The organism is Lentzea miocenica (genome assembly GCF_033949945.1).
In the GTDB taxonomy this organism is placed as follows: Bacteria; Actinomycetota; Actinomycetes; order Mycobacteriales; family Pseudonocardiaceae; genus Lentzea; species Lentzea miocenica.
Genome location: NZ_JAXAVW010000033.1, coordinates 24794 through 47801 on the forward strand (window position 1 = coordinate 24794; position 23008 = coordinate 47801).

The 23008-nt window shown below is 69.3% G+C and carries 16 protein-coding genes, 3 tRNA genes and 1 pseudogene; 7 read left to right on the forward strand and 13 right to left on the reverse strand.

Features of this window, described 5'->3' with window-relative positions; genetic code table 11:
• Positions 1-61: 61 nt before the first annotated feature.
• The 4 genes and pseudogenes from SK803_RS34060 to SK803_RS34070 all read right to left on the reverse strand — a co-directional run bounded on the left by SK803_RS34060 (position 62) and on the right by SK803_RS34070 (position 9200).
• Positions 62-3559, reverse strand: coding sequence for a DUF4132 domain-containing protein (locus SK803_RS34060; RefSeq protein ID WP_319970291.1), 3498 nt, complete (start codon positions 3557-3559; stop codon positions 62-64).
• 40 nt (positions 3560-3599) lie between these two features.
• A complete protein-coding gene (locus SK803_RS34065) occupies positions 3600-6782 on the reverse strand; it encodes a DUF4132 domain-containing protein (protein WP_319970292.1) in 3183 nt (1060 codons plus the stop codon).
• A gap of 576 nt (positions 6783-7358) precedes the next feature.
• Positions 7359-7550: pseudogene (locus SK803_RS46630) on the reverse strand (WGR domain-containing protein); the annotation flags it as partial.
• Between the two features lie 90 nt (positions 7551-7640).
• Positions 7641-9200 carry a glycoside hydrolase family 13 protein gene (locus SK803_RS34070; protein WP_319970293.1) on the reverse strand — a complete coding sequence of 520 codons (1560 nt, stop codon included), beginning with the start codon at positions 9198-9200 and terminating at the stop codon, positions 7641-7643.
• 298 nt (positions 9201-9498) lie between these two features.
• Between SK803_RS34070 and SK803_RS34075 the strand changes: the two genes are divergently transcribed.
• The 3 genes from SK803_RS34075 (at position 9499) to SK803_RS34085 (ending at position 9723) form a co-directional block, all read left to right on the forward strand.
• Positions 9499-9571: transfer RNA gene (locus SK803_RS34075), tRNA-Gln, on the forward strand.
• Between the two features lie 2 nt (positions 9572-9573).
• A tRNA-His gene (locus SK803_RS34080) sits at positions 9574-9650 on the forward strand.
• 1 nt (position 9651) lies between these two features.
• Positions 9652-9723 (forward strand) — tRNA-Ile (locus SK803_RS34085).
• On the opposite strand, the gene SK803_RS46635 is transcribed toward SK803_RS34085, so the two are convergent.
• Positions 9680-10420, reverse strand: a complete 741-nt coding sequence (locus tag SK803_RS46635) for an inositol monophosphatase family protein (RefSeq protein ID WP_406601624.1) — start codon at positions 10418-10420, stop codon at positions 9680-9682. The genes SK803_RS34085 and SK803_RS46635 overlap by 44 nt on opposite strands.
• A gap of 57 nt (positions 10421-10477) precedes the next feature.
• Here SK803_RS46635 and SK803_RS34095 point away from each other — a divergent pair, with 57 nt between their 5' ends.
• Both SK803_RS34095 and SK803_RS34100 read left to right on the forward strand, forming a co-directional pair.
• On the forward strand, positions 10478-11452 hold the full coding sequence (locus SK803_RS34095; protein ID WP_319970295.1) for an ArsR/SmtB family transcription factor: 975 nt from the start codon (positions 10478-10480) through the stop codon (positions 11450-11452).
• Positions 11449-12192, forward strand: coding sequence for a DUF1684 domain-containing protein (locus tag SK803_RS34100; protein ID WP_319970296.1), 744 nt, complete (start codon positions 11449-11451; stop codon positions 12190-12192). The genes SK803_RS34095 and SK803_RS34100 overlap by 4 nt, the downstream gene beginning before the upstream one ends.
• On the opposite strand, the gene SK803_RS34105 is transcribed toward SK803_RS34100, so the two are convergent.
• Positions 12189-12887, reverse strand: coding sequence for an aminoglycoside 3'-phosphotransferase (locus tag SK803_RS34105; RefSeq protein WP_319970297.1), 699 nt, complete (start codon positions 12885-12887; stop codon positions 12189-12191). The genes SK803_RS34100 and SK803_RS34105 overlap by 4 nt on opposite strands.
• 117 nt (positions 12888-13004) lie before the next feature.
• On the opposite strand from SK803_RS34105, the gene SK803_RS34110 reads away from it, so the two are divergent.
• Positions 13005-13349, forward strand: coding sequence for a peptidase inhibitor family I36 protein (locus SK803_RS34110; RefSeq protein WP_319970298.1), 345 nt, complete (start codon positions 13005-13007; stop codon positions 13347-13349).
• Position 13350: 1 nt separating this feature from the next.
• Here SK803_RS34110 and SK803_RS34115 read toward each other — a convergent pair whose 3' ends face one another.
• Positions 13351-14244 carry a hypothetical protein gene (locus SK803_RS34115; RefSeq protein WP_319970299.1) on the reverse strand — a complete coding sequence of 298 codons (894 nt, stop codon included), beginning with the start codon at positions 14242-14244 and terminating at the stop codon, positions 13351-13353.
• Between the two features lie 350 nt (positions 14245-14594).
• On the opposite strand from SK803_RS34115, the gene SK803_RS34120 reads away from it, so the two are divergent.
• Positions 14595-15947: a pyridoxal phosphate-dependent decarboxylase family protein gene (locus SK803_RS34120; RefSeq protein WP_319970300.1), complete on the forward strand. Its 1353-nt coding sequence runs from the start codon at positions 14595-14597 to the stop codon at positions 15945-15947.
• On the opposite strand, the gene SK803_RS34125 is transcribed toward SK803_RS34120, so the two are convergent.
• The 6 genes from SK803_RS34125 to SK803_RS34150 all read right to left on the reverse strand — a co-directional run bounded on the left by SK803_RS34125 (position 15916) and on the right by SK803_RS34150 (position 22839).
• Complete coding sequence (locus SK803_RS34125) at positions 15916-16893, reverse strand: LacI family DNA-binding transcriptional regulator (RefSeq protein ID WP_319970301.1); 978 nt, start codon at positions 16891-16893, stop codon at positions 15916-15918. The two genes, SK803_RS34120 and SK803_RS34125, sit on opposite strands and share 32 nt — an antisense overlap.
• Complete coding sequence (locus SK803_RS34130; RefSeq protein ID WP_319970302.1) at positions 16890-18242, reverse strand: GH1 family beta-glucosidase; 1353 nt, start codon at positions 18240-18242, stop codon at positions 16890-16892. The genes SK803_RS34125 and SK803_RS34130 overlap by 4 nt, the downstream gene beginning before the upstream one ends.
• Before the next feature lie 2 nt (positions 18243-18244).
• A complete protein-coding gene (locus tag SK803_RS34135; protein ID WP_319970303.1) occupies positions 18245-19057 on the reverse strand; it encodes a carbohydrate ABC transporter permease in 813 nt (270 codons plus the stop codon).
• Positions 19054-20001: a carbohydrate ABC transporter permease gene (locus SK803_RS34140; RefSeq protein ID WP_319970366.1), complete on the reverse strand. Its 948-nt coding sequence runs from the start codon at positions 19999-20001 to the stop codon at positions 19054-19056. The genes SK803_RS34135 and SK803_RS34140 overlap by 4 nt, the downstream gene beginning before the upstream one ends.
• A gap of 5 nt (positions 20002-20006) precedes the next feature.
• Complete coding sequence (locus SK803_RS34145; RefSeq protein ID WP_406601623.1) at positions 20007-21272, reverse strand: ABC transporter substrate-binding protein; 1266 nt, start codon at positions 21270-21272, stop codon at positions 20007-20009.
• A gap of 547 nt (positions 21273-21819) precedes the next feature.
• Positions 21820-22839, reverse strand: coding sequence for a LacI family DNA-binding transcriptional regulator (locus SK803_RS34150; protein ID WP_319970304.1), 1020 nt, complete (start codon positions 22837-22839; stop codon positions 21820-21822).
• Positions 22840-23008 lie beyond the last annotated feature (169 nt).

Here is a 23008-nt window from a genome sequence, read left to right on the forward strand (position 1 = left end):
AGAGGGTCCGACAATTCTTTACGGTCAGCTTAAAGAAGTGCTCAGACCCCCTGCGGCACCGTCAGGTGTGGAGAGACTCCAGTTCGGACAGCAGCTCGGACGCCGTGATCGGGTCGACCTCGACGGCGGACGGCGCGTTCTTCTGGGAGGACCAGTAGCCCTGACCGTCGCTGGAGTACCACAGCTCGGTGAACTTGATCTCCGGGAAGATGTCGATCGCGCCCACCGCGATGCCGGGGTCCATGGACGCGACCAGGGCGCCACCGCGCGGGAGCGGCCGGGTGATCCAGCACTCCACGCCACCGTCCTGGGGTTCGCCGCGGACCCAGCCCTTCTTGGTGAGACCGAGGATCTTGCCGATCGGATGGTTCACGTCGCAGTACTTCTTCAGGTGCACGAGCAGATCCTCACCTTGCGGCACGACGTGCAGCGACCGGCCCAGCTGCGGGAACGGCTGGAGGATCTCGTAGTCGGCGAACACCTCACCCCACGCCTCCAGCACGTCGTGGAGGTCCACCGGGTGCGCCACGCGGACCGTCGCGTTGCCGGGCAGCGTGAACTCGTCGTCACCGGGATCGGCGAGGGTGCGGTCTTCCGCCAGACGGAACGACATGCCTTCGTCGGTGATCCAGACGAGGCGGCGGACGATGTGCCACAGCAACGGATGCGCGGCCAGAACGGTGTGGAACTCGTCGGCGGTCCAGGTGCGCTGGTCGACCATGGCTCGTTCGAGGCGGTGGATCTGGTCGGCGGCGACCGTGCGCACGTCCTTCTTCAACCCGGTGTAGCGCTTGTGCTCCAGCGGGGCGCGGTCCTGGTCGTCCTTCGCGCCGGGCTTGGGCAGGTCCTTGCGGCGCTTGCCGTCCGCGTCGAGCACGTACGGTTTGAGCTGCTCGTCGAAGCCGACGCGGAACTGGCGCGGGCCGTAGTCGACGACCAGCGATGCCTCGTCGTCGAGACCCAGGCGCGGGACCAGCCGGTCCGCCAGCTGGTCGCGGGACAGGCCCAGTTCGGCGGCGATCTGCGAGACCTTCTCCTGGGCCCGCGTCTTGAGACCCTTGAACTTCACCTTCTCGGCGATGCCGTTCAGGTGGGACAGCGCCACCTCGGTGCCGATGTCGGCGAGGACGTCCAGCCCCGTCACGGCCCTGGTGTGCTGGCTCTCGCCCGGCCAGACGCGGATCAGCGGGGAGAGCGCCCTGACCGTCGAATCGTCGCCGAACCAGCCGAGGCAGCTCAGCGCCCAGCCCTCCTTCGACGGCGCACCGGCGTCCTGCCAGCGCTGGAAGACCGCCCACGCGAACTCCGCGAGCGAGTCCCGGTCGAGCGCCTCGCGGACGATCGGCAGACCGGCGTAGACGTCACCCGGCTTGGACAGCGCGGCCGTCATCAGCAGGTTGCGGGCGGCTTCCGGGGACAACGCGTGCTTGCGGCCGGAGAGCAGGACCTGGGGCAGCAGCCGGGTGTCCGCCCACTCGCCGATCGCCGGCAGCTTGGTGGGCAGCACGTCGACGGGGTCGATGGACAGCAGCGCCTCGAGGCCCGCCGCCACCTCGGCGTTGGGCGCCAGTGTCACCACGTCGAGACCCTGACCGTGCAGGTAGCGGATCGCGATCTCGGCGTTGCGCCGCCTGGCACCCGGTGCGCCGAGCGCGGCGGGCATGAGGAACCGCGCGGCCATCTCGCGGTGCCGGGCCATCCAGCTCAGCGCGAGCTTGCGCACCTGCTTGAGCCGCACCAGCCAGTCCGCCATCAGCGTGGCCACTTCGGGTGCGGCGAACGGCAGCAGGATGACGGCGGCGTTGGGGTTGGACTCGGCGATCCGCACCAGCGGAGGCAACGCGTCGAAGCCGAACCGCGCGGCCATCAGCTTGCCGGTGGACTCGGAGCTCCAGCCCAGCTTCGGCTGCCAGTCCACCAGCAGGTGCCGCACCTCCTCCTCGGGTGCCAGAGCCAGCAGCAGGCGCATGCGGTGCCCGATCCGGCCGGCCTGGTACTCCGACATGAGCTGCTGCCACGTCTCGCGGGTGTTCCAGTAGCCGGACGTCAGCCACTCCTCGCGCTCACCCGGCTCCCACACGAGCGACGGCGCGGGCACTGGCACGTCCTCGACCACCGCGGGCTTCACCGGTGGGCGCCGGTTCAGCCACGGCGGCTGGACGAGCAGCGGCGGCAACGCCTCCACCGGCGCTTCCGGGACCACGGCGGACTCGACCGCGGTGAACCCGTCCGGCGCTTCGAGGTGGGGGTTCGACTTGAGGTGGACGCTCAGCAGTTGCCGCACGTCGGCGTTGCGGGACGCACGCTCACCGAGCAGCCGGGCCGCCCGCGCCGGGAACGCGGCCATGGCGGACAGCACCGCGGGACGCACGTACTTCGCGTCGAGCCGGTCGAGCAGAATGGTGAACGCCTCGTCGGTCGGCAGCGCCGCGAGGACCTTCAGCACCTGCTTGCGGCCGTCCGCCAGCTGGTGCTGGTGGTCGAGTTCCTTGGCCAGCAACGGCGCGATCGCCGTTCCGAGCACGTACACCGCGGTGTGCAGCACGAACGCGCCGTTCGCCACCCTCACCTGAGCCTGCTCGAACTCGTCGTAAGTGCTGGCGCTGCAGGGAAGCATCCACCACCGGACCGAGTAGTTCGGGTTGCTGCACGCCTCGTCGAACCAGTCGGTCCGCGACGGCACCAGGTACGTCCGCGTCATCCGGACGTCGGTCCGCGCGTCCAGCACGGCTTCCGCCGCCTCGCGCTCGGCGTCGTCCGCCACCGCCAGGGCGTACCGGAGCGCTGTGAGCATCTTGCCCTGCACGCTCTCGGAACTGATGTGCGCGACGGTGCCGTGCCGGTGCAGGTGCGGATCGCGCCATCCGTTGATCGCCGCATTCCACACGCCGGAAGCGCTGATGCCGAGGGACTCGACGAGCGCCTCCACCGCGAAGGCCACCCCGTGGTCGGCGATCCAGTGGTGCACCGACGCCACGTCGCACTGCGTCATGACCGCGATCGTCGCCGCGCCAGTGGGGTTCGCCTGCCCCGCGAGGTGATCCCGGACGGCCTGCACGAGCTCGGGCTCGGATTCCGGCGCGGCCAGCAGACGGTCGAGCGTGGCGACCTGCGTGACCTGCCGCTGCCGTGCCTGATCCGCCATCTTGTGGTCGAGCGAGAAGATCGGCGCCGGATCGAATCCGCGCTGCCGCACCACGTCTCGCAGCCACCTCCTGGGCATGACCCAGGTGTCCTCGTCGGGGACCTCGGCAGGCTTGCCGGCGGCGGGCGGCGTTTCGATGGTGGGCGGGGTGGGTGTCGCGGTGGCAGCGGCCGGCTGGTCGGCTGCGGGGGTGTGGTCGGCCTCAGGCGCGTCGACCGAGCGATAGCCCTTCTTCTCCTTCTCCGCCACCAGCTTCGCGACGTGCGCCTCGGCCTCCTGTGCCGAGGCGAGCTCTTTGACCTTGGTCTGGCCGGCCGTCCGCAGCCGTCCGAACCGGACGGTCACCGCGGACCCGTCCTGCCCGACCTCCCAGAACTTCGCCGAGCCGTCCGCGACGAGCTCCCACCTGCGCACTGCCGTACCTCCTGAATCCGATTCGAAAGTTTGCCGCTGGTCACGCGTGCAGCGATTCCAGTTCCGAGAGGAGCTCGGAGGCGGTGACGGCGTCCACGTCGAAGTGGGCCGGGCTGCCGTGGCGAGGCGCGGTCCAGCTGCCTTCGCCGCTCGTGGAGAACCAGATGTCGTCGAACGACATCTCGGGGACCATGTCGACCATGCCCACGGTGATTCCGGGATCCAGTGAGGCCACCAGCGCGCCACCGCCGGGCAGGGGGCGGGTGATCCACGCTTCGCACCCGTTGTCCTGGGGTTCGCCGCGCACCCAGCCCCGTTTGGTGAGACCGAGGATCCTGCCGACCGGCACGGTGCGGCCGACGTACTTCCGCAGCTGCGCGACGTTGTCCTCGCCGGGAGCGAAGGCGTGGACCGGCCGACCGAGTTGCGGGAAGGGCTGCAGGATCTCGTAGTCCGCGAACAGCCCGCCCCAGGCCGGCAGCGTCCCGGCCAGGTCGACCGGATGCGCCACGCGGACGGTGGCGTCCTCGGGCAACGTGAACTCGTCGTCATCGGAGTCGGCGAGCGTGCGGTCCTCGGCGAGCCGGAAGGTCAGGCCCTCGCCGGTGATCCAGACCAGGCGGCGGACCAGGTGCCAGAGCAGGGGATGGGCGGCCAGGGCCGTGCGGAACTCCTCCGCGGTCCAGGTGCGCTGGTCGGCCATCGAGCGTTCCAGCCGGTGGATCTGGTCGGTGGCGACCGTGCGGACGTCCTTCTTGAGCGTGGTGAAGCGCTTGTGTTCCGCCAGGGCGAGCTCCTGGTCGTCCTTCGCGCCCGGCTTCGGCAGGTCCTTGCGCCGCTTGCCGTCGGGGTCGAGGACGTAGGGTTTGAGCTGTTCGTCGAAGCCCACGGTGAACTGACGGGGGCCGTAGTCGATGACCAGACAGGCCGCGTCGTCCAGGCCGAGGCGGGGGACCAGTCGGTCGGACAGCTGGTCGCGGGAGAGGCCGAGGGCCGCGGCGATGTCGGACACCTTCTCCTGCGCGCGGGCCTTGAGGCCCTTGAACTTCACCCGTTCCGCGATGCTGTTCAGGTGGGTCAGGGCGACCTCGCTGCCGATCTGGGCGAGCACGTCCAGGCCGGCGACCGCCCTCGCGTGCTGACTCTCTCCCGGCCAGGCGCGGATGAGCGGAGCGAGCCGCCGCACCGTGTCGTCGTCGCCGAACCAGCCGAGGGCGGTGAGCACCCAGGCGTCCTTCGCCGGAGCGCCCACGTCCTGCCAGCGGCCGAAGACACCCCAGGCGAACTCCGCCAGCGACGTGCGATCGCAGGCCTCGGCGGCGAGCGGCAGGCCGGGGTAGACGACGTCCGGTTTGGACAGTGCGGCGGTCATCAGGAGGCTTCTGACAGCGTCCGCGGACAGTGCGGTCGTGCGATCGGTCAGCAGGACCTGGGGGAGCAGGCGGTGGTCCGCCCAGTCGCCGATCGCCGGCAGTTTCGCGGGCAGGACGTCGAGCGGGTCGACGTCGATCAGCGTGCGGATCGCGGCGCCCGCCTCGGCGCTGAGCGAGGTGGCGATGGCGATGACGTCGACGCCGGTCTCCAGGTGGAGGTGGCGGACGGCGAACTCGGCGTTGCGGCGGCGAGGTCCGGCCACGCCCAGCGCGGCGGGCAGCAGGAGACGGGCGGCGGCCTCGCGGTGGCGGGCGAGCCACGACACGGCGAACGCGCGGGCGGTTTTGAGGCGTACCAACCAGTCCGCTATCAGCTCGGCCACCTCGGGGGTGGCGAACGGGAGCAGGACCACGCCGGAGACGTGCGGGTTGCTCGCGGCCAAGCGCAGCATCGCGGGCAGCGCGTCCATCCCGAACCGGGCCGTGATGCGCCTGCCCCAGGTCTCACTTCCCCAGGTGTCGCTGGGAGTCCAGTCGGCGAGCAGCGGACGGGCGAGCTCCTCCGGGCCCGCCTCGAACAGCCTCTGTTCGTAGTGCTGACTGCTGCGCGCCCGGACCGCCGCCGCCAGTGCCTCCCAGTTGTGGGTCTGCCCGGCCCACCAGCCGGTGAGCTTCCCCCACTCCTCGCACTCGCCTGGCAGCCACGTGACGTGTGCGGCCGGCGTCGGAAGGTCCTTCAGCACCAAGGGTTTCGGCTGCGGCCGGCGGTGCTGCCACGGCGGCTCGGCGAGAACCCGCGGCAGCGCTTCGGCCGGCGCGTCCGGCAGCGTCTCGGGCACCGGGGTGCCCGGTGGCAGTTCGAGTCCGGGGTGCGTCAGCACGAGCACGCGCAGCAGCTGGCGAACGTCCGGGTCGTTGGCCGCACGAGGTGCCAGCAGCCGGGCAGCCCTGGCCGGGAACGAGTCCATCGCGGACAGCAGCGCGGGCCGCACATAACGTTCCTGCAAGCGGTTCAGCAACATCAGGAACGCCTCGTCGGTCGGCAGCGCCGCCAGCACCTCGAGTGCGAGCTTGCGGTTGTCCGCGGTCCACTCGACCTTGGCGCGCAGTTCCGCGTCGAGCACCGGTGCGAGCGCGGGACCCAGGACGTACAGGGCCGTGTAGAGGCCACGCGGCGACCAGATCAGGTGCCCGTGGTTCAGGCGGCGGAGGTGCTCCACCGTGCTGGCCGAGCTGTGCACCATCCAGTGCGCGCCCGACTGGACGGCGTTCGCCTCCTCGAACCAGTCGTGCCGCGTCGGAGCCAGAAAAGCCCGCGCGACCTGGCCGAACGCCGTGGTGCCGACCTTGTCGAGCTGCGCGACGGCCGCCTCGTAGGTCTCGGCGTCGGTGACCGCCAGCGCCGTCCGGACGTCGATCAGGGCGATGGCCTCGAAGGCGTTGTCGCCCAGGTGGTGCGGCATCGACACCCTGAGGTGGTGGCCGTACCAGTCCCCGGTCTGCCAGTCCTTCCAGTTGTGGACCACCGTCATCGCGTGATGCACGGCCGCCGCGGCGGCGAACGGCAGCCCGAACTCCTCGATCCACCAATGCGCGGGCGAGGTGGAACTCAACGGCACGCTCGCGAGCACCGCGGCACCCAGCGGGTCGGGCCGGCCTTCGAGGTGGTCGCGCAGTGCCCTTGTGAGGTTCTGGTCCGAGTCCGGGTGGGACAGCACCTCGGCGATGCGGTCGGCGTGTGCTGCGATCTCGTCGCGGAGGACCTGGGCCTTCGCGGAGTCGACCGTGAACTTCGGCCAGGGTCTGACGTCTCTGCGGCGCAATGCCTGGCGCAGCCACTCGGTGGGCATGATCCAGGTTTCCTCGTCGAGTGGGGGCTCGGCGGGGACGGTGGCGGAAGGCGCGGCAGGGGAAGCGGGCGGCGTGCCAGGAGTGGGTGGCGCAGCGGAAGGCGTTGGTGCGGTGGGGGATTGCGCTGTGGAGGATGCGGGCGGGGTGGCGAGAGCGGGTGGCGCAGCGGAAGGCGGTGGCGAGGTGGGGGAAGGTGCTGCGGGGGATGCGGGTGGGGTGGTGGGGGCGGCAGACAGCGCGGCAGTCGGTGGTGCGGCGGGGGATGGCGCTGCGGGGGATGCGGGCGGCGGGGTGGGGGATTGCGCTGTGGAGGATGCGGGCGGGGTGGCGAGAGCGGGTGGCGCAGCGGAAGACGGTGGCGAGGTGAGGGAAGGTGCTGTGGAGGATGCGGGTGGGGTGGGGGGAGCGGCAGACAGCGCGGCATTCGGTGGTGCGGCGTGGGAAGGCGCTGCGGAGGGCGCAGACGGCGTGGCGGCAGCGGCAGGCACCGCGGCAGTCGGTGGTGCGGCGGGAGAGGGAGCCGAGGGTGGGGTGGTGGGGGCGGCAGGCGCCGGGGCAGCGTCGGCGACGCTTCGGTAGCCCTTCTTCTCCTTTTCCGCCACCAGTTTCGCGACGTGCGCCTCGGCCGCCTCCGGGGACGCGAGCTCCTTGACCTGGGTCTGGCCGGCCGTCTCCAGCCGTCCGAACCGGACGGTCACCGAGGCGCCGTCACGGCCGATCTCCCAGAACTTCGCCGAGCTGCCCGAGACGAGTTCCCACCTGCGCACTGCCGTCCCCCTGAATGCGGTCCGAAGCTGATGTCAACGGACCGTACTCAGGGGGTCTGACAATTACTGATGATCAGGTGAAATTGCTGGTCAGAGCTCCCACCAGAGGGCGGTGTCCGGCGGCAGGAGCAGTTCGCCGTCGCGCACGCCGTAGTACGAGGACGCCAGCAGTACGGCGCCTGGGTCGGGCAGTGCCACTACGGAGCCGGACAGGTTCACGGCGCACGCGATGCCCCGGCCGTCGGCCCGGCGCTCGAACCACAGGACGTCGGCCGGGCCGTCGATCCACGTCACGCCGTCGCCGGCGCCCAGTGCCGGGTGTTCGCGGCGGGCGCGCAGAGCGTTGCGGTAGAAGGACAACATCGAGTCCTGGTCGCCTGCCTGGGCCTCCACGCTGAGCTTCGCCCAGTCCGCGGGCTGCGGCAGCCACGAGCCGCCCGTGCCGAACCCGAGTGAGGGGCCCGAGGACGACCACGGCAGTGGCACGCGGCAGCCGTCGCGGCCGCGTTCGGTGTGGCCTGACCGTTCCCACATCGGGTCCTGCAGCACGTCGTCCGGCAGGTCCAGCACCTCGGGCAGACCCAGTTCCTCGCCCTGGTACAGGTATACCGAACCCGGCAACGCCAGCATCAACGCGAGAGCAGCGCGCGCTCGCCGTACGCCGGTCTCGCCGCCGCCGTAGCGCGTCACGTGCCGTTGCACGTCGTGGTTCGACAGCACCCAAGTCGTAGGCGCGCCAACGGGTGCAACGGCAGCGAGCGACGAGTCGATGACCGAGCGCAACGCGTCGAACGTCCACTCCGCGGTGAGGTAGTGGAAGTTGAACGCCTGGTGCATCTCGTCGGCACGCAAGTACATCGCGGTGCGCTCGGCGGAAGGCGTCCACGCCTCGGCCACCAGGACGCGCTCGCCGTCGTACGAGTCCACGACAGCGCGCCACTCGCGGTGGATCCCGTGCACACCGTCCTGGTCGAAGAACGGCAACGCCTCCGTGCCCAGCAGCTTGAGCTGGTCCGCGTGCCCGATGTCCGGCAGGCCCGGCGCCTTGATCATTCCGTGTGCCACGTCCACCCGGAACCCGTCGACGCCCAGGTCCAGCCAGAACCGCAGCACGTCGCGGAACTCCGCCCGCACCTCCGGCAGGTCCCAGTTCAGGTCGGGCTGCTCCGGTGCGAACAGGTGCAGGTACCAGGAGCCGTCGGCAACACGGGTCCAGGCCGGGCCGCCGAACACCGACTCCCAGTCGTTCGGCGGCTGGTCGCCCACGCCCTCGCGGAAGATGTAGCGCTCACGGCCACGCCCTGCCAGCGCCTCCTGGAACCACGCGTGCTGGTCGGAGCTGTGGTTTGGCACGATGTCGACGATCACGCGGATCCCGAGCGCGTGGGCGTCCGCGACCAGCGCGCGCACGTCGTCGAGGTCGCCGAACTGGGGGTCCACCGCGCGGTAGTCCGCCACGTCGTAGCCGCCGTCGGCCATCGGCGAGGCGTAGAACGGCGTGATCCAGACGGCGTCGATGCCCAGGTCGCGAAGATGGGGCAGGCGTGAGCGGATGCCGGGCAGGTCGCCGACGCCGTCGCCGTCCGAGTCCGCGAAGCTGCGCACGTAGACCTGATAGATGACGGCGTGCCGCCACCAGTCCTGGGACATGTCCTTGCCTTCCGACGGGGTGTGTCAGCGGTCCAGGAAAGACGTTGCAAAAGTTTTCCGCAAGTCGGCTTGAGGATTAGTGGAGTGAACCTTCTAGATCTGCAAACTTTTGCAACGCCGAATATTGCGTTGCAACACCGACGCGCCATCCGTCAGAGTGGTTTTCAACGAACCGCGGGAAGGAGCCGGCCGTGATGCAACACATGCGCCATCAGCACGTCTGGTGCTCCTCGGCATGAGCTGACTCATGTCTCCGGGGAGCCGTCCCGTCGCCGTCGCGACGAGGCGGCTTTTTTGATGCCCGTTGGTCCAATTGGCATGGACGCCGCGCTCTGGACGCGGAGATCGAGGTTCGAGTCCTCGACGGGCAGCTGTGACCGAAGCCGAAGCAGTCGAGGCGCCAGGTTGTGGTCCTGGTCGAAGCCGGTGCGAGTCCGGTCGGTCACCCCAGCGCGCGGGATCCGGCGATCACCCAGGCCTCATAAGCCTGGGGTGCCTGGTTCGACACCAGGACGCGCGACCAGGAGGCCGAGGAAGGCGTCGTGCAGGACGCCGTTGGTGGCCAGCACGACGTCCTCCTCGACCATCGTCACCCTGCCGCCTGCCTCCTCCACGAGCACCGGCAGGCATGCCAGGTCGAACTCGTCCAGACCGGCACCGGCCGCGATCACCGCGTCGACCTCTCCGGTGATCAGGCTCAGCACCGACATGCTCCCCTCCACCACGACGCACCGTTCGAGCACCGGTTTCCTCTTGCCGTGCAAGCACACTCGGGCGCCGTCGACGGAGTCCCGTGTGGACACGCGGACCACCTCTTCGCGCCCACTCCGGAAGACCCGGCAGCCGACGCCGCGTCCCGCCGCCATCGTGATGTCCAGCGACGGCATCGCGGAGACCGCCAGCGCGCCCTCCAGTGCCAGGTCCACCGAGTACGTCGGCCGCCCGGCCACGAAGTCGGCCGTGCCGCTGATCGGGTCCACCAGCCAGCGCCGGCCCGATGTCCCGGACCGCTCGGGACGTTCCTCACCGGCGACCGCGTCCTCGGGCACGGCCTCGGCCAGCCTCCTGCGCACGAGGTCCTCGATCGCGAGGTCGACTGAAGTGACCTCGCTGCCGTCCTCCTTGTACCGCACGTGCAGGGTGTCCGAGTTGAACGCGGACAAGGCCATGTCCGAGGCCTCCCGCACGATGCGCAACGCCAGTTCCAGATCGGTCGACATGGTGGAGAGCCTGTCGGCACCCGCCACCGGTGCGTAACTGATGTAGCGTTGTGCTACATGATCGAGTTCGTGCTCGGCGAGTCCGACCTGGTGGGCGTGCGGTTCGCGGTCTCGCCGCTCAGCGAACTCACGCTCAGCCTGCGGGTGCTGAAGGACCCGGCCAAGTACCCGCTGCACGTGCCGTGGATGCGCCGGATCCGCGACGTGGACGCCGAGGTGCTGCTGGCCCTGTCCAACGACCGCGGCTGGACACCCGACTTCCTCAGCCCCCGCCCGGTGACACCGTTCGCCCGGATCGAGGACGAGTTCGCCGCGCTCCGCGAGATCTCCACGCGCACCATGCGACGCGACTTCCGCGCGGTGCTCGGTGAGGTGCCCGCGGTCCTGCGAGACCGCGATCGTGTGTTCGAAGCGCTGGAGACCTACTGGCGCGCCGCCCTCGAGAGTCACTGGGGCCGGATGCGCACGGTGCTCGAAGCGGACATCGCTCACCGGGGCCGCGAAATGGCCCAGCGCGGCCTGGCGGCGATGTTCTCCGGCATCTCCGACCGGATCACCTTCGCCGGTCCGGTCGTCCAGGTGCGGATCAAGGGCGCTCGGGCGTGGCGGGTGGAGGCCGCGGGACAGGGGCTCACCCTGATGCCCAGCGTGTTCGCCCGGCGCACGGCCGTGCCGGTCGATCCCGGCGCACCGCCGTTGCTGATCTACGCCGCCCGAGGGGCGGGCACGTTGTGGGAGACCGGGCGGGCTCGCGGTCCCGCCGTGCTGGCCGGGGTGCTCGGTCAGGTGCGGGCGGACCTGCTGGCCGGGCTGGGAGAACCCCGCTCGTCCACCGTCATCGCGCGGCGCACCGGTGTCACGACTTCGGCGGTGAACCAGCACCTCAGAGCGCTGCGCGACGCCGGCCTGCTGGCCTCCCAACGTCACGGTCGCAGCGTCGTGTACGCCCGCACCGAGCTCGGCGACGCCCTCGTTTCCCACTCCGTGGAACCGGGAAGCGACGCCCCGAACCCGTCGTTCGCATGGACATGAGCGGCTTCGCGGAGGACTGGCAGACCTGGAAGACGGAGCGGGAGAAGAGCCTGGCCGACCCCTACGGTTGGCTCGCGCTGGTCTCTCTCGACTGGCTGGAGACGGCCCCACGCGCCTATGACGGCCTACCTGGCGAGTGGTGGCAAGACGACGACGCGGCGTACTGGCGGAACAGGGAAGAGACCCAGCGGTTCGAACTCGTCCAGAGCGGTGCCGGCACGCGTGTCGAGGCAGGGGACGTCGAGATCGAGATCGCCCGGCGCGGCGGGTACCTGATCCGCGTGCACGACCCGAAGGCTGAAGTGCTCCGGAACTTCAAGGGCGTGCCGTCGTACGAGCCACAAGAGCAGTGGGTGCTGGAAGGCGTCTACGAACCGTTCGACGCACCTGTCCCCACGACGGTCGGTGCGGTGGTGGAGGGCCTTAGCCACGTGTACGAGGCACCGGGCCGTGTGCGGTTCACGCACAACGGCGCCGAGCACACACTGACGGCGTTCAACGGCCGTAACGGCGGGTTGAGCATCCTCTTCACCGACGAGACCAGCGGCGTCACCACGTATGCGGCGAACAGGTCGCTCGCGGCAACGCCGAGCAACGGCACGGTCGTGCTCGACTTCAACCGCGCGACGAACCTGCCGTGCGCGTTCACCGACTTCGCCACCTGCCCGTTGCCACCGGCGGGCAACCACCTGCCGTTCGGCGTCCAGGCCGGGGAGAAGACGCCCTACGAGCGGGGTTAGAAGAACTCGTCGAGCAACTGGTACCACTTGAGCAGCGACGGGCTGGGGACGAGGCCGTAGGCGCGGTCGAACGCGGCTGCGGCCTCCTCGTCCAGTTCCCGGTGCACCAACGCGATGTCGCGATGCCGGTCGGACACGCCCAGCCGCGACACGTCGATCAGCACGGTCGAGCCGTCGGCGCGCAGCAGCACGTTCGGCGGGCAGAAGTCCCCGTGTGCCACCACGAGATCCTCGGTCTCCGGGGCGGTGGCGACCAGCCTCTCCAGCAGCTCTTCTGCTGTGACACCCAGGTTCTCGTCGTCGAAGTCGCCCGCGTCGACCAGGCCCGCCCCGACGTTGTGCCGCGCCTTTTCCAGCACGACTGGAATCCGCGCGTCGTAAGGACATGAGGCCGTCGGTAGCGCGTGCAACGACCGCAGCACGGTGCCCATGACGGTACCCGCGAGCACGGGATCCACCGCGGCAAGTGACGGTGCGCCAACATCGGCCAGCACCAGCCAGTCGTCGGCGAACGCCTTGATGGCCGGCACCTCGAAGTTCTTGCCCAGCCACAACAACCGATCGCGCTCGGCCACCCCGGCGCGCTTCACGTAACTGGAGCCCGCCCGCCACACGTCGCCGGACAGTCCCTCGTGGTCGCTGGACCACACCGCGTCCGGACCGACCGCGCGCAACACTTCTCCTGGGATCTCCACCTGATCATTCTGCCCCCGCCGGTGCCGGGCAACCAATTGAGTTCCGGTACCGCAAATCCTTGACGTGGCAACGGGAACACCGGAAAGGTTGAGGACATGGGGAACTGGGGAGGAACCATGAAGAAGATCGCCGTTGTCCTGTGCGCGTTCGCAGGTCTCGCCATCACGCCCGCTGCTCAGGCGGCCGCACCGGACTGCACCTTCACCGACGCGTTCTGCGCGTGGGACCAGACCAACTACGAGGGTGCGAGGTTCAACGTCTCGCCGATCGGCTCCTCGGCGTGCGTGGACCTCGTCGAACACGGCTGGGGCAACAGGATTCGCTCCGCCTACAACAACAGCACCAAGACCGCGTCGCTGTTCGCGAGCGACGACTGCACCGGCCGGCCCTACCCGATCGACGGCAAGACCGGCCAGCCCAACATCACGTTCCAGGCGGGAAGCGTGTTCGTCCAGCGTTAGTTCACTCGCAGGCGATGCCGTCCTTGTCGCTGTCCAGACCGTAGACGTCACTGCCGATGACGCGGATCGGGCCTGCCACGTAGGCGGGCCCGTTTCCGCTGCCGCCGGCGCAGTCCACGTCCGACGCGATCGGCACGCACCCGCTGTAGTTCGAGTCGCACGAGGGCTGCGGCGCCGGGGCGGGCACGGGCTGGGGCTGAGGTTGCGGCTGAGGATTGGGCTGCGGGTTCGGCTGAGGTTGCGGCTTCGGCTGTGCGACCGCCGGGGGATTGGTGGTGGTCGTAGTAGTCGTGGTGGTGGACGTGGTCGTCGACGTCGTGGTGCTGGTCGGCGCGGAGGTCGTGGTCGTAGTGGTGGGCGCGGCCGTGGTGGAGAGTCCCGATGCCGCCTTGTTGACGTTCGACGGACCGCTCATCACCGCGCCAACAACACCGATCGCGATGAAGAACGCGAACAGGCTGGCCGCGCCGATCGCCACCGGCGGCACCCACGACTTGGACCTGGACGCGACCGGCACCACCGCGCCACGAGGGATCTCGCGCGGCATCCGCAGCACGACCTGCAGCAGGCCGTTGTTGCCGCGCTGGACCAGCGCGGCCGACCCGGTCGCCCCACCGCCGGACTCCACGTGCACCAGCACGGGCGCATACCGTTGCGACATCAGGAAAGTCAGCTCGCCGACCCGCTGCCCGTCCAGCCGCACCTCGATCCCACGCTGACCGCGGTACTTGCCGGCGGCGATCATGCACCACGTCAGGTGCACCGCGACCTGCCGCGTCACACCGTCGGGAACGGCGTACCGGGCCAGCACGTCCTGGTGGTGCTCCTCGCCGGTGACGGTCACCGTCACCTCACCGGGCACCATCACCAGACCGGCAGCCGAGTTCTCGATCACTGTCGCACTCCGTCCCGATTTCTTCCTGGCAAAAGTGGTTCGTACGGCAAGACCATCGAGAAGCCACCGCAGGTGTTACCGAGAGTGCCGCGATGTTGTGCCGATCGGGTGAAATGAAGTCCCAAGTGTCACGCAGCGTCGATGATCACCGATGTAACCCTTTCCCGCGGGCCCCGGCTGAGACGCGGAGGTTCCGAGAGAGCGCTTTCACGCTAGTTTGGGCCAAAGGGCGCAACACCTTCACCCACAGGAGAGCAGCATGGCGCTGGACACGCCGTGGCGGGCGTAGTGAGAACTGCACGTCGGAATCCCGCGAGCACAGGGCGGGCAGCGATTCGTACCGTGTGCTCATGTTGCAGCCGGACCGCGCGACCAGGGCCGAATGGACGAAGACCGTAACCGCCTTCGTCGATGAGTTCATCGAGGGGCTGGAGGGCGCGCCCGCCTCAGCGTCGGGCACCGCCCTCCTGCCGCCTCCACCGGCCGAGACCCCGGGCGAACTCGCTGACCTGCTGGCCCAGTTCGCCGACGCCGCGAGCCAGGGCGTGGAAACCGCGGGCCCGCGCTACCTCGCCTACTTCCCGGCCGGCGGCCTCTACAGCTCGGTGCTCGCCGAGTTCCTCGCCCAGGCCACGAACCGCTACACCGGCGTCGCCGCCACCGCCCCCGCACTGGTCGCGATGGAGCACAGCGTCATCCGCTGGCTGTGCGACGAGTTCGGCCTCCCGCAGGGCTCCGGCGGCATCTTCACGACCGGCGCCTCACTGGCCACTCTCTCGGCGGTCCACACGGCTCGACAGGACCGCCTGCACACCCACGACCCCAACGGCACCATCTACGTCACCCCGCACACGCACCACTGCGTCGCGAAAGCCGCCCACATCACCGGGTTCGCCCCAGAACGCATCCGGGTCGTCCCCACCGACGCCCACCTGCGCATGGACGTCGACGCGGCCCGAGCCCTGATCGACCAGGACCGCGCCGCCGGCCTGCGCCCGTTCCTGATCATCGGCACGGCGGGCGCGACCAGCACCGGCATCGTCGACCCGCTCGCCGAGATCGGCATGCTCGCCCACGAGGAATCCCTGTGGTTTCACGTCGACGGGGCGTACGGCGGTGCGTTCCAGCTGACCGAACGCGGCCGCGCGATCCTCCACGGCATCGACCGAGCGGACTCCATCGCGTGGGACCCGCACAAGAGCCTCTTCCTCCCGTACGGCACCGGCGTCCTGCTGGTCCGCGACGAGGCGAAGCTGCGCGCGGCCCACGTGGCCGACGGCGACTACCTGCAGGACCTCGACCACGGCACCGGCGTGCCCGACTACTCCGACCTCGGCCCCGAACTGACGAGGGAGTTCCGCGGCCTGCGCATCTGGCTGCCCCTGCACCTGCACGGCGCCAAGGCGTTCCGTGACGCGCTCGACGAGAAGCACGACCTCGCCGACCACCTCCGCGCCGAACTGGCCAAGATCGAGAACATCGAACTGCTCCCGTCCGATCTTACCGTCGTGGTCTTCCGCAGTGCCGACAGCGAGCAACTCTTCAAGAGCATCAACGACTCCGGCAGGTTCTTCCTGTCCAGCACCAGGCTCGGCGGCAGGTTCACGCTGCGGATCTGCGTGCTCAGCCACCGCACCCGCCGCGAGCACGTCGACGAGGTGATCGAGCTGATCAGGCGCTTGTCCGCAGCACCAGCGAAGTAGGCAGCAGCACCGACGGCGGCAGCCCCTCCTCGCCCTCGATCTCGGCGAGGAGGCGCCACATCAGCATGCGCCCGAACCGTTCCACGTCCTGCCGCACGGTCGTCAACGGTGGCACGGCCGGCACGGAGTCGTCGAACCCCACCACCGCGACGTCCTCCGGGACCCGTCGGCCGTGGGCGTTCAGGACCTGCAACGCGCCCAGAGCCATGATGTCCGCGGCCACGAACACCGCGTCCAGTTCGGGCTCCCGGGTCAGCAACGACGTCATCGCCGAGGCACCGCCCTGGGCTGTGAAGTCGCCGTGCGCCACGAGATCCGTGCGGCGGCCGGACATCGCCCGCCGCCATCCGGACAGCCGGTCGAGCCCGACCGCCATGTCCGTCGGCCCGGCGATGGTCGCGATCCGCCCGCAGCCCAGCGAGATGAGGTGCCTGGTCGCGTCCACCGCGCCGGTGAAGTTGTCCGAGTCGACGTACGGCACCGGGCCGCCGGCGAGTGGACGGCCGCCTGCCACGACCGGCAAGCCGTTGTCGTGCAACAACGACAGCAGCGGGTCGTGGCCGTGCATGCTGATCACCAGCGCGCCGTCGACGTGGCCGCCGGTCAGGTACGAGCCGACGTCGCCCGGCCGGCTCATCATCAGCACCAGTTGCGTGCGACGCCCTGCCAGTTCGGCGTGCACCCCGCGCATCACCCCGGCGACGAACGGATCGGCCAGCACGCGGCCGGTCGTTTCCGAGACCACCAACGCGATCGCGTTCGCCCGATGGCCCGCCAACGACCGTGCGGCCTGGTTCGGTGCGTAGCCGAGCTGGATCACCGCCCGCCGCACCGCCTCCCGCGTCCGAGTGCTCACGTGCGGTGCGCCGTTGAGCACTCGGGACACGGTGGACTTCGACACCCCGGCCAACGCGGCGACCTCGTCGATACCGGGGCGCCGGGTCATGATGCGACGGTGTTGCTGCGCGCCACCTCGGAGAACCAGCGGGCACTCATCTTCGGCGTGCGCACCTGCGTCTCGTAGTCGACGTGCACGATGCCGAACCGCTTCGCGTACCCCTCGGCCCACTCGAAGTTGTCCATCAACGACCAGCAGAAGTAGCCCCGCAGGTCCACTCCCGCCTCGATCGCGGCATGTGCTGCCCGCAGGTGCGACGCGATGTACTCGGTGCGGTCCGCGTCGTCGACGCCGGGAAGGTCGGGGTACGCGGCGCCGTTCTCCGTGATGTACAAGGGAATCGGCGGGTAGTCCCGGTGCACCCGCAGCAGCACGGACGTGAGCCCGTCCGGGCGCACCTCCCAGTCCATGTCGGTGCGCGGCGCGTCCTCCCTGCGCGGGAACGAGTGCTCACCGACCCCGATCCACGGCGACGGAAGGGTCTCTCCCGGCTCGGCGCTGACGTAGTGCTCGGAGTAGTAGTTCACGCCGAGCATGTCGAGCGGCGTGGAGATCACCGCGAGGTCGCCGTCCTTGACCAGCTCGGAGAACCCGAGCGGCGCCAGGTCCTCCACGACGTCCTCCGGGTACCGGCCGTGCAGCAACGGGTCCAGGAAGATCCGCTGCTGCAACCCGTCCAGCCGGCGCGCCACGTCCAGGTCGGCCTCGGACGTCGGGTCGGCGGGGATGATCGGGTACATGTTGAGCGTGATCCCGGCCCCGGCGCCCGCGTCGCGGATCACCTGGGCCGCCATGCCGTGCCCGAGCAGCAGGTGGTGCACCGCGGCCGCCGCTGCCGACGGCTCGGTCCGGCCGGGCGCGTGCACTCCCGACGCGTACCCGAGGAACGCCGAGCACCAGGGCTCGTTCAACGTAGTCCACGAGCTGATCCGGTCACCCAGCGCCTCGACCGTCGTCTGCGCGTACTCGGCGAACCGGAACGCCGTGTCCCGCGCCGCCCACCCTCCGAGGTCTTCGAGCTTCTGCGGGAGGTCCCAGTGGTAGAGCGTCGGCCACGGGCGGATGCCGTGCTCCAGCAACGTGTCGATCAACCGCCGGTAGAAGTCGAGGCCCGCCTGGTTGACGGCGCCGCCGTCCGGCCGCACCCGCGGCCAGGCGATCGAGAACCGGTAGGCGGCGAGGCCGAGGTCGGCCATCATCCGCACGTCCTGCTCGATGCGGCGGTAGTGGTCGGCGGCGGGCTCGCCGGTGTGCCCGCCCACGATCTTGCCAGGTACGCGGCAGAACGCGTCCCAGATCGAGTCGGTGCGGCCGTCGACCTCGGTCGCGCCCTCCACCTGGAACGCCGCGGTAGCGGCTCCCCACAGGAATCCTTCTGGGAAAACGATGTTTTCCACCTTCACCCCTTAACTGCGCCCTGCATGACACCCGCGACGATCTGCCGCCCGAGCACGATGAACACGATCAGGACCGGGACGGTGGCCAGCGTCGTCCCGGCGAGCACGAGCGAGTAGTCGACGTAGTAACCGCTCTGCAGCTTCTCCAGCGCGACCTGCATCGTCGGGTTGTCGGCGTTCAACACGACCAGCGGCCACAGGAAGTCGTTCCAGGACTGCATGAACGTGAACACGCCCAGCATCGCTGCCGCCGGACGAGCCGCGGGCAGCGCGACGTGCCAGAACGTCCGCCACAGGCTGCAGCCGTCCATCCGCGCCGCCTCGACGAGTTCGTCGGGGATGGCGTCGACCAGGTACTGCCGCATCCAGAACACGCCGAACGCGGTGACGAGGTTCGGCACGATCACCGCTTCCAGTTCACCGGCCCAGCCGAACTCCGCCATCGCCATGTACAGCGGGATGATCCCGAGCTGCGTCGGCACGGCCAGTGTCGCGACGACGAACAGGAACATCAGCCCGCGCCCGCGGAACCGCAGTTTGGCGAACGCGAAACCAGCGAGCGTCGAGAGCAGCACCACCGACAGCGTCACGGTGCCGGACACGATGAAGCTGTTGCCCAGCGCCTTCCAGAACGGGATGGTGTCGATCACCCTCGCGGCGTTGGAGAAGAAGTTCCCACCTGGGATCAACGTGAAGTCACCGGTCAGCACCGAGTTGTCCCGGCTGGCGACCAGGTACGACCAGTAGAACGGAAACGCCGAGCCCAGCACGAACGCGGCGAGCACGCCGTAGACCACAAAGGACGGACGTTTCATCGCACGGCCCTCCTGGTGAGAAGGAAGTTCAACCCGGCGACGCCGACCACGATCAGGAACAGCGTCCACGCGATCGCGGACGCGTAACCGAGATCCAGTTGCTGGAACCCGGACTGGTAGAGGTAGAGCACGACGGTCTGGTACTGGTGTTCCGCGCCGCCACCGCTGCCCGACGTCGGGTCGTACAGCTTGGGCTCGGTGAAGATCTGCAGACCGCCGATCGTCGACGTGACGATCACGAAGATCAGCGTGGGCTTCAGCATCGGCAACGTGATGCTGAAGAACCGGCGCACCGGACCGGCGCCGTCGACCGTGGCGGCCTCGTGCACCTCACGCGGGATCGCCAGCATCGCGGCCAGCACGATCAACGCGTTGTACCCGGTCCACCGCCAGTTGACCATCGACGCGATGGCGACGTGGCTGCCGAGCGTGTCGGCCTGCCAGTCGATCGGCGGGATGCCCACGGCCGACAGGATCCCGTTGACCATGCCGTACTGCGGCCCGAACAGGTTGCCGAAGATGATGGCCAACGCGACCAGCGACGCGACGTAAGGCAGCAGCACTCCCATCCGCCACGCCGTCCGCGCACGGAGGTTGGAGCTGAGCAGCGCCGCGAGCACCACCGCGATGATCACCTGCGGGACGCTCGACAGCAGGAAGATGCTGAAGGTGTTGAACAGCGCGTTCCAGAACTGGCCGTCGGAGAACAACGTCGCGTAGTTCTGGAGCCCGATGAACGGCATCTCGTCGGCGCCGAGCTCCCAGTCGAACAGCGACACGTAGGCCGTGTAGAGCAACGGGAAGAGCCCGACCGCGCCGAACAACACGAAGAACGGTGCCACGAACAGGTACGGAGAGACCTTCGCGTCCACAGCGGACAGCCGGAGGCGGGGCGGCCGCGAGCGGGGCTGCTGCGCCCGCTCGCGGTCCACCCTGGTGAGCACGGCCGTCACTTAGCGACCTTCTGGGCCTCCGCGACCGCGGTCTTCCAGCCTTCGTCGGCGCTCTTGCCCTGCTCGACCGACTGCAGCGCGGGGCTGAAGACGTTGTCCTGGATCTGACCGTCGGTCGGGCCCTTGTACTGGGCCGCCTTGACCTTCTGCGCCTGCGCGGCGAAGAGCGCGCCCGCCTTGACGTCACCGAAGTAGGCGTTCGTCTTCTCCAGCAACGCGGGAGCGTCGAGCGCCTTGACCTGGCTCGGGAACGTGCCCTTGGCCTGGAACGCCTTGATCTGCTGCTCCGGCGCGGTCAGCCAGGCGGCGAGCTCGGCGGCCTTCTTCGCGTTCTTGCCCTGCTTCGGCACGGTCAGGTACGAACCGCCCCAGTTGCCGCCACCGTTCGGGAACGCCTCGGTGACCGCCCACTTGCCCTTGTTCTCCGGACCAGCCTGGCCCTCGACCACGCCGAGCATCCACGACGGGCAGGTCTTCGTGGCGAACGCGCCGGCCTTGAAGCCCGAGTTCCACTCGTTGCTCCACGCCACCAGCTTCGCGGACTGACCCTTCGCGACCGCGTTCGTCACGGCGGTCCAGTCGGCCTTGATGGCCGGGTTGGTCTCGACGACGAGCTTGTCGGACTTGTCGAAGTAGCCGACCTCGTGCTGGTTGTGCATCGCGTTGAAGACCTGCGAGGCGCTGTCGAACCACGCGACCCCGCCGGACTTCGCGATGAACTGGTCACCGGCGGCGAAGTAGCTGTCCCAGGTCGCGAAGAGCGCCTTCACGGCCTCGGGGTCCGACGGCAGGCCCGCCTTCTCGAAGAGGTCCTTGCGGTAGCACATGGCCAGCGGGCCGATGTCCGTGCCGTACCCGATCAGCTTGCCGTCCTTGGTGGTGACGGCCTCCGTCTTCCACTTCAGCCAACGGTCGTCCTCGACCTTCGGCCCGATCTCCTTGAGATCGTTGAACTGCCCGGACTTCGCCATCACCTGGGCGAGGAAGCCCTCCTCGACCGCCTCGACGTCGGCGAGCCCGGAGCCCGCACCGAGCTTGGTGAACAGGTTCTGGTGGTGCGGCGCGCCCTGGCCCGTCTTGCGCTGCGTGATCTTGACGTCCGGGTGCGCGGCTTCGTACTCCTTGAACAGTTCCTCGTACCCGAACTCGTTGAAGGTCGCGATGGTCAGCTCGGTCTTGCCGCCCTCGGTCGCCCCACCGGACGAACAACCTGTTGCGGCGGTTAAAAGCAGGAGAACGCTGACCCAACTGCGGTGTCGCACGGGAGAACTCCCTCGGTCTCTGCGGCGGAATCTGGGAGCGCTCCCAGAAGTTTTCGAGAGTGTTAACCGCACGACATGAGGCTGTCAATGGGTTCGAGGGGCTGAGTCTGGGAACGCTCCCAGTTTGTTATGTGCAGCGTCCAGAAGGGCGCATGTGTCGAGCAGGTTGCTAGGAGGGCGTCGCGGCTTGGTTGTGCTCCGTTGGGTCGGGTAGAGGACTGGGCGGTGCGGTCGCTCGTGACTGAGCCCGGATGGTCGCGCTCTCACGCATGTCGCCGCCGAGTTGGTAGTAGAAAACTGCCGACGCAAGCGCTTGCTGATCGCCTCAACTACCGCCAACCGTGCGGGTGGTAGCCATGAGAGCGCGATCTTCATGATCGAAGCGGCGTCACTCCCGCCGTCACTGTCCCAAGAGATAGCTGCGACGCTCTACTGGGGGCGTGGCCCAGAACGTTGCCGGGCGAATTCGCGGTCAGACGGGTGCATCGTGGTGCCGCGAGGTGCCTTGCTGAGTCTGAATTACCCGCCAACGTTCTGGGTCGCGCCCCTACGCGCTGGCTCGCTTGATGAGCGAGGTCGGCAGCAGCAACGACGGCGGCAGGCCCGCCTCGCCCGCCAGTTCGGCCAGCAGCCGCCACGTCATGGTGCGGCCCAGCTCCTCGACGTCCTGGCGGATCGTCGTCAGCGGCGGTGTCGCGGTCGTGGCGAACACCGAGTCGTCGAACCCGATCACGGCCACGTCCTCGGGTACGCGCTTGTCCTGCGCGTGCAGCACCTGGAGGGCGCCCAGCGCCATGATGTCCGCCGCGACGAACACCGCGTCGAGTTCGGGGGCCTTCTGCAGCAACCGTTCCATGGCCCGCGCGCCGCCCTCGGGGGTGAAGTCGGCGTGCGCCACGAGGTCGGAGGCGATCTTGGCCTCGCCCAGTCCGCGCTTGAAGCCGCTGAGCCGGTCCGCGCCGACGGCCATGTCCTTCGGGCCCGCGACGGTGCCGATCCGCTTGCGTCCCAGTGAGACCAGATGCCGTGCGGCTTCCAGTGCGCCGGTGAAGTTGTCCGCGTCCACGAACGGCACGGCCGTCGCCCCGAGCGGCCGCCCGCCGGACACGACCGGCAGCCCGATCTCGGCCAGCATCGGCACCAGCGGGTCGTCGCCGTGCAGGCTCACCAGCAACGCGCCGTCGACGTGTCCGCTGCTCAGGTACGTCACCAGGTCGCTGGTGTCCGCCGGCTGGCTCATCATCAGCAACAGCTGCATGTGCCGGCCGGCCAGCTCGGCGTGCACCCCGCGCAGCACGCCGGCGAAGAACGGGTCGGAGAGCACGCGGCCGGTCGGCTCCGAGACCACCAGGGCGATCGCGTTGGCCCGGTTGCCCGCGAGCGCCCGCGCGGCCTGGTTGGGGGAGTAACCCAGTTCGGCGATCGCGGCGTGCACGGCCTCGCGGGACTTCGCGCTGACGTACTGCTCGTCGTTGATGACGCGCGAGACGGTCGACTTCGACACCCCGGCCACGCGCGCTACTTCTTCGATGCGCGGCCCAGGGCGCCGTTTAGCCGTCTCGGTCATGCCCCCATCCTAGGCCGCTTGGCCCGACCATGATCTGCTTGCCCACACCGGCCACCAGCTCCGGTTCATCGCGGTTCCCCCTCTGCACAGCGGCGAGGGGTCAGTTTCGAAGATCGTCCGCACATATTCCGCACAGCGACGCCCAGTTCTGGCACCATGCCCCCCGAGG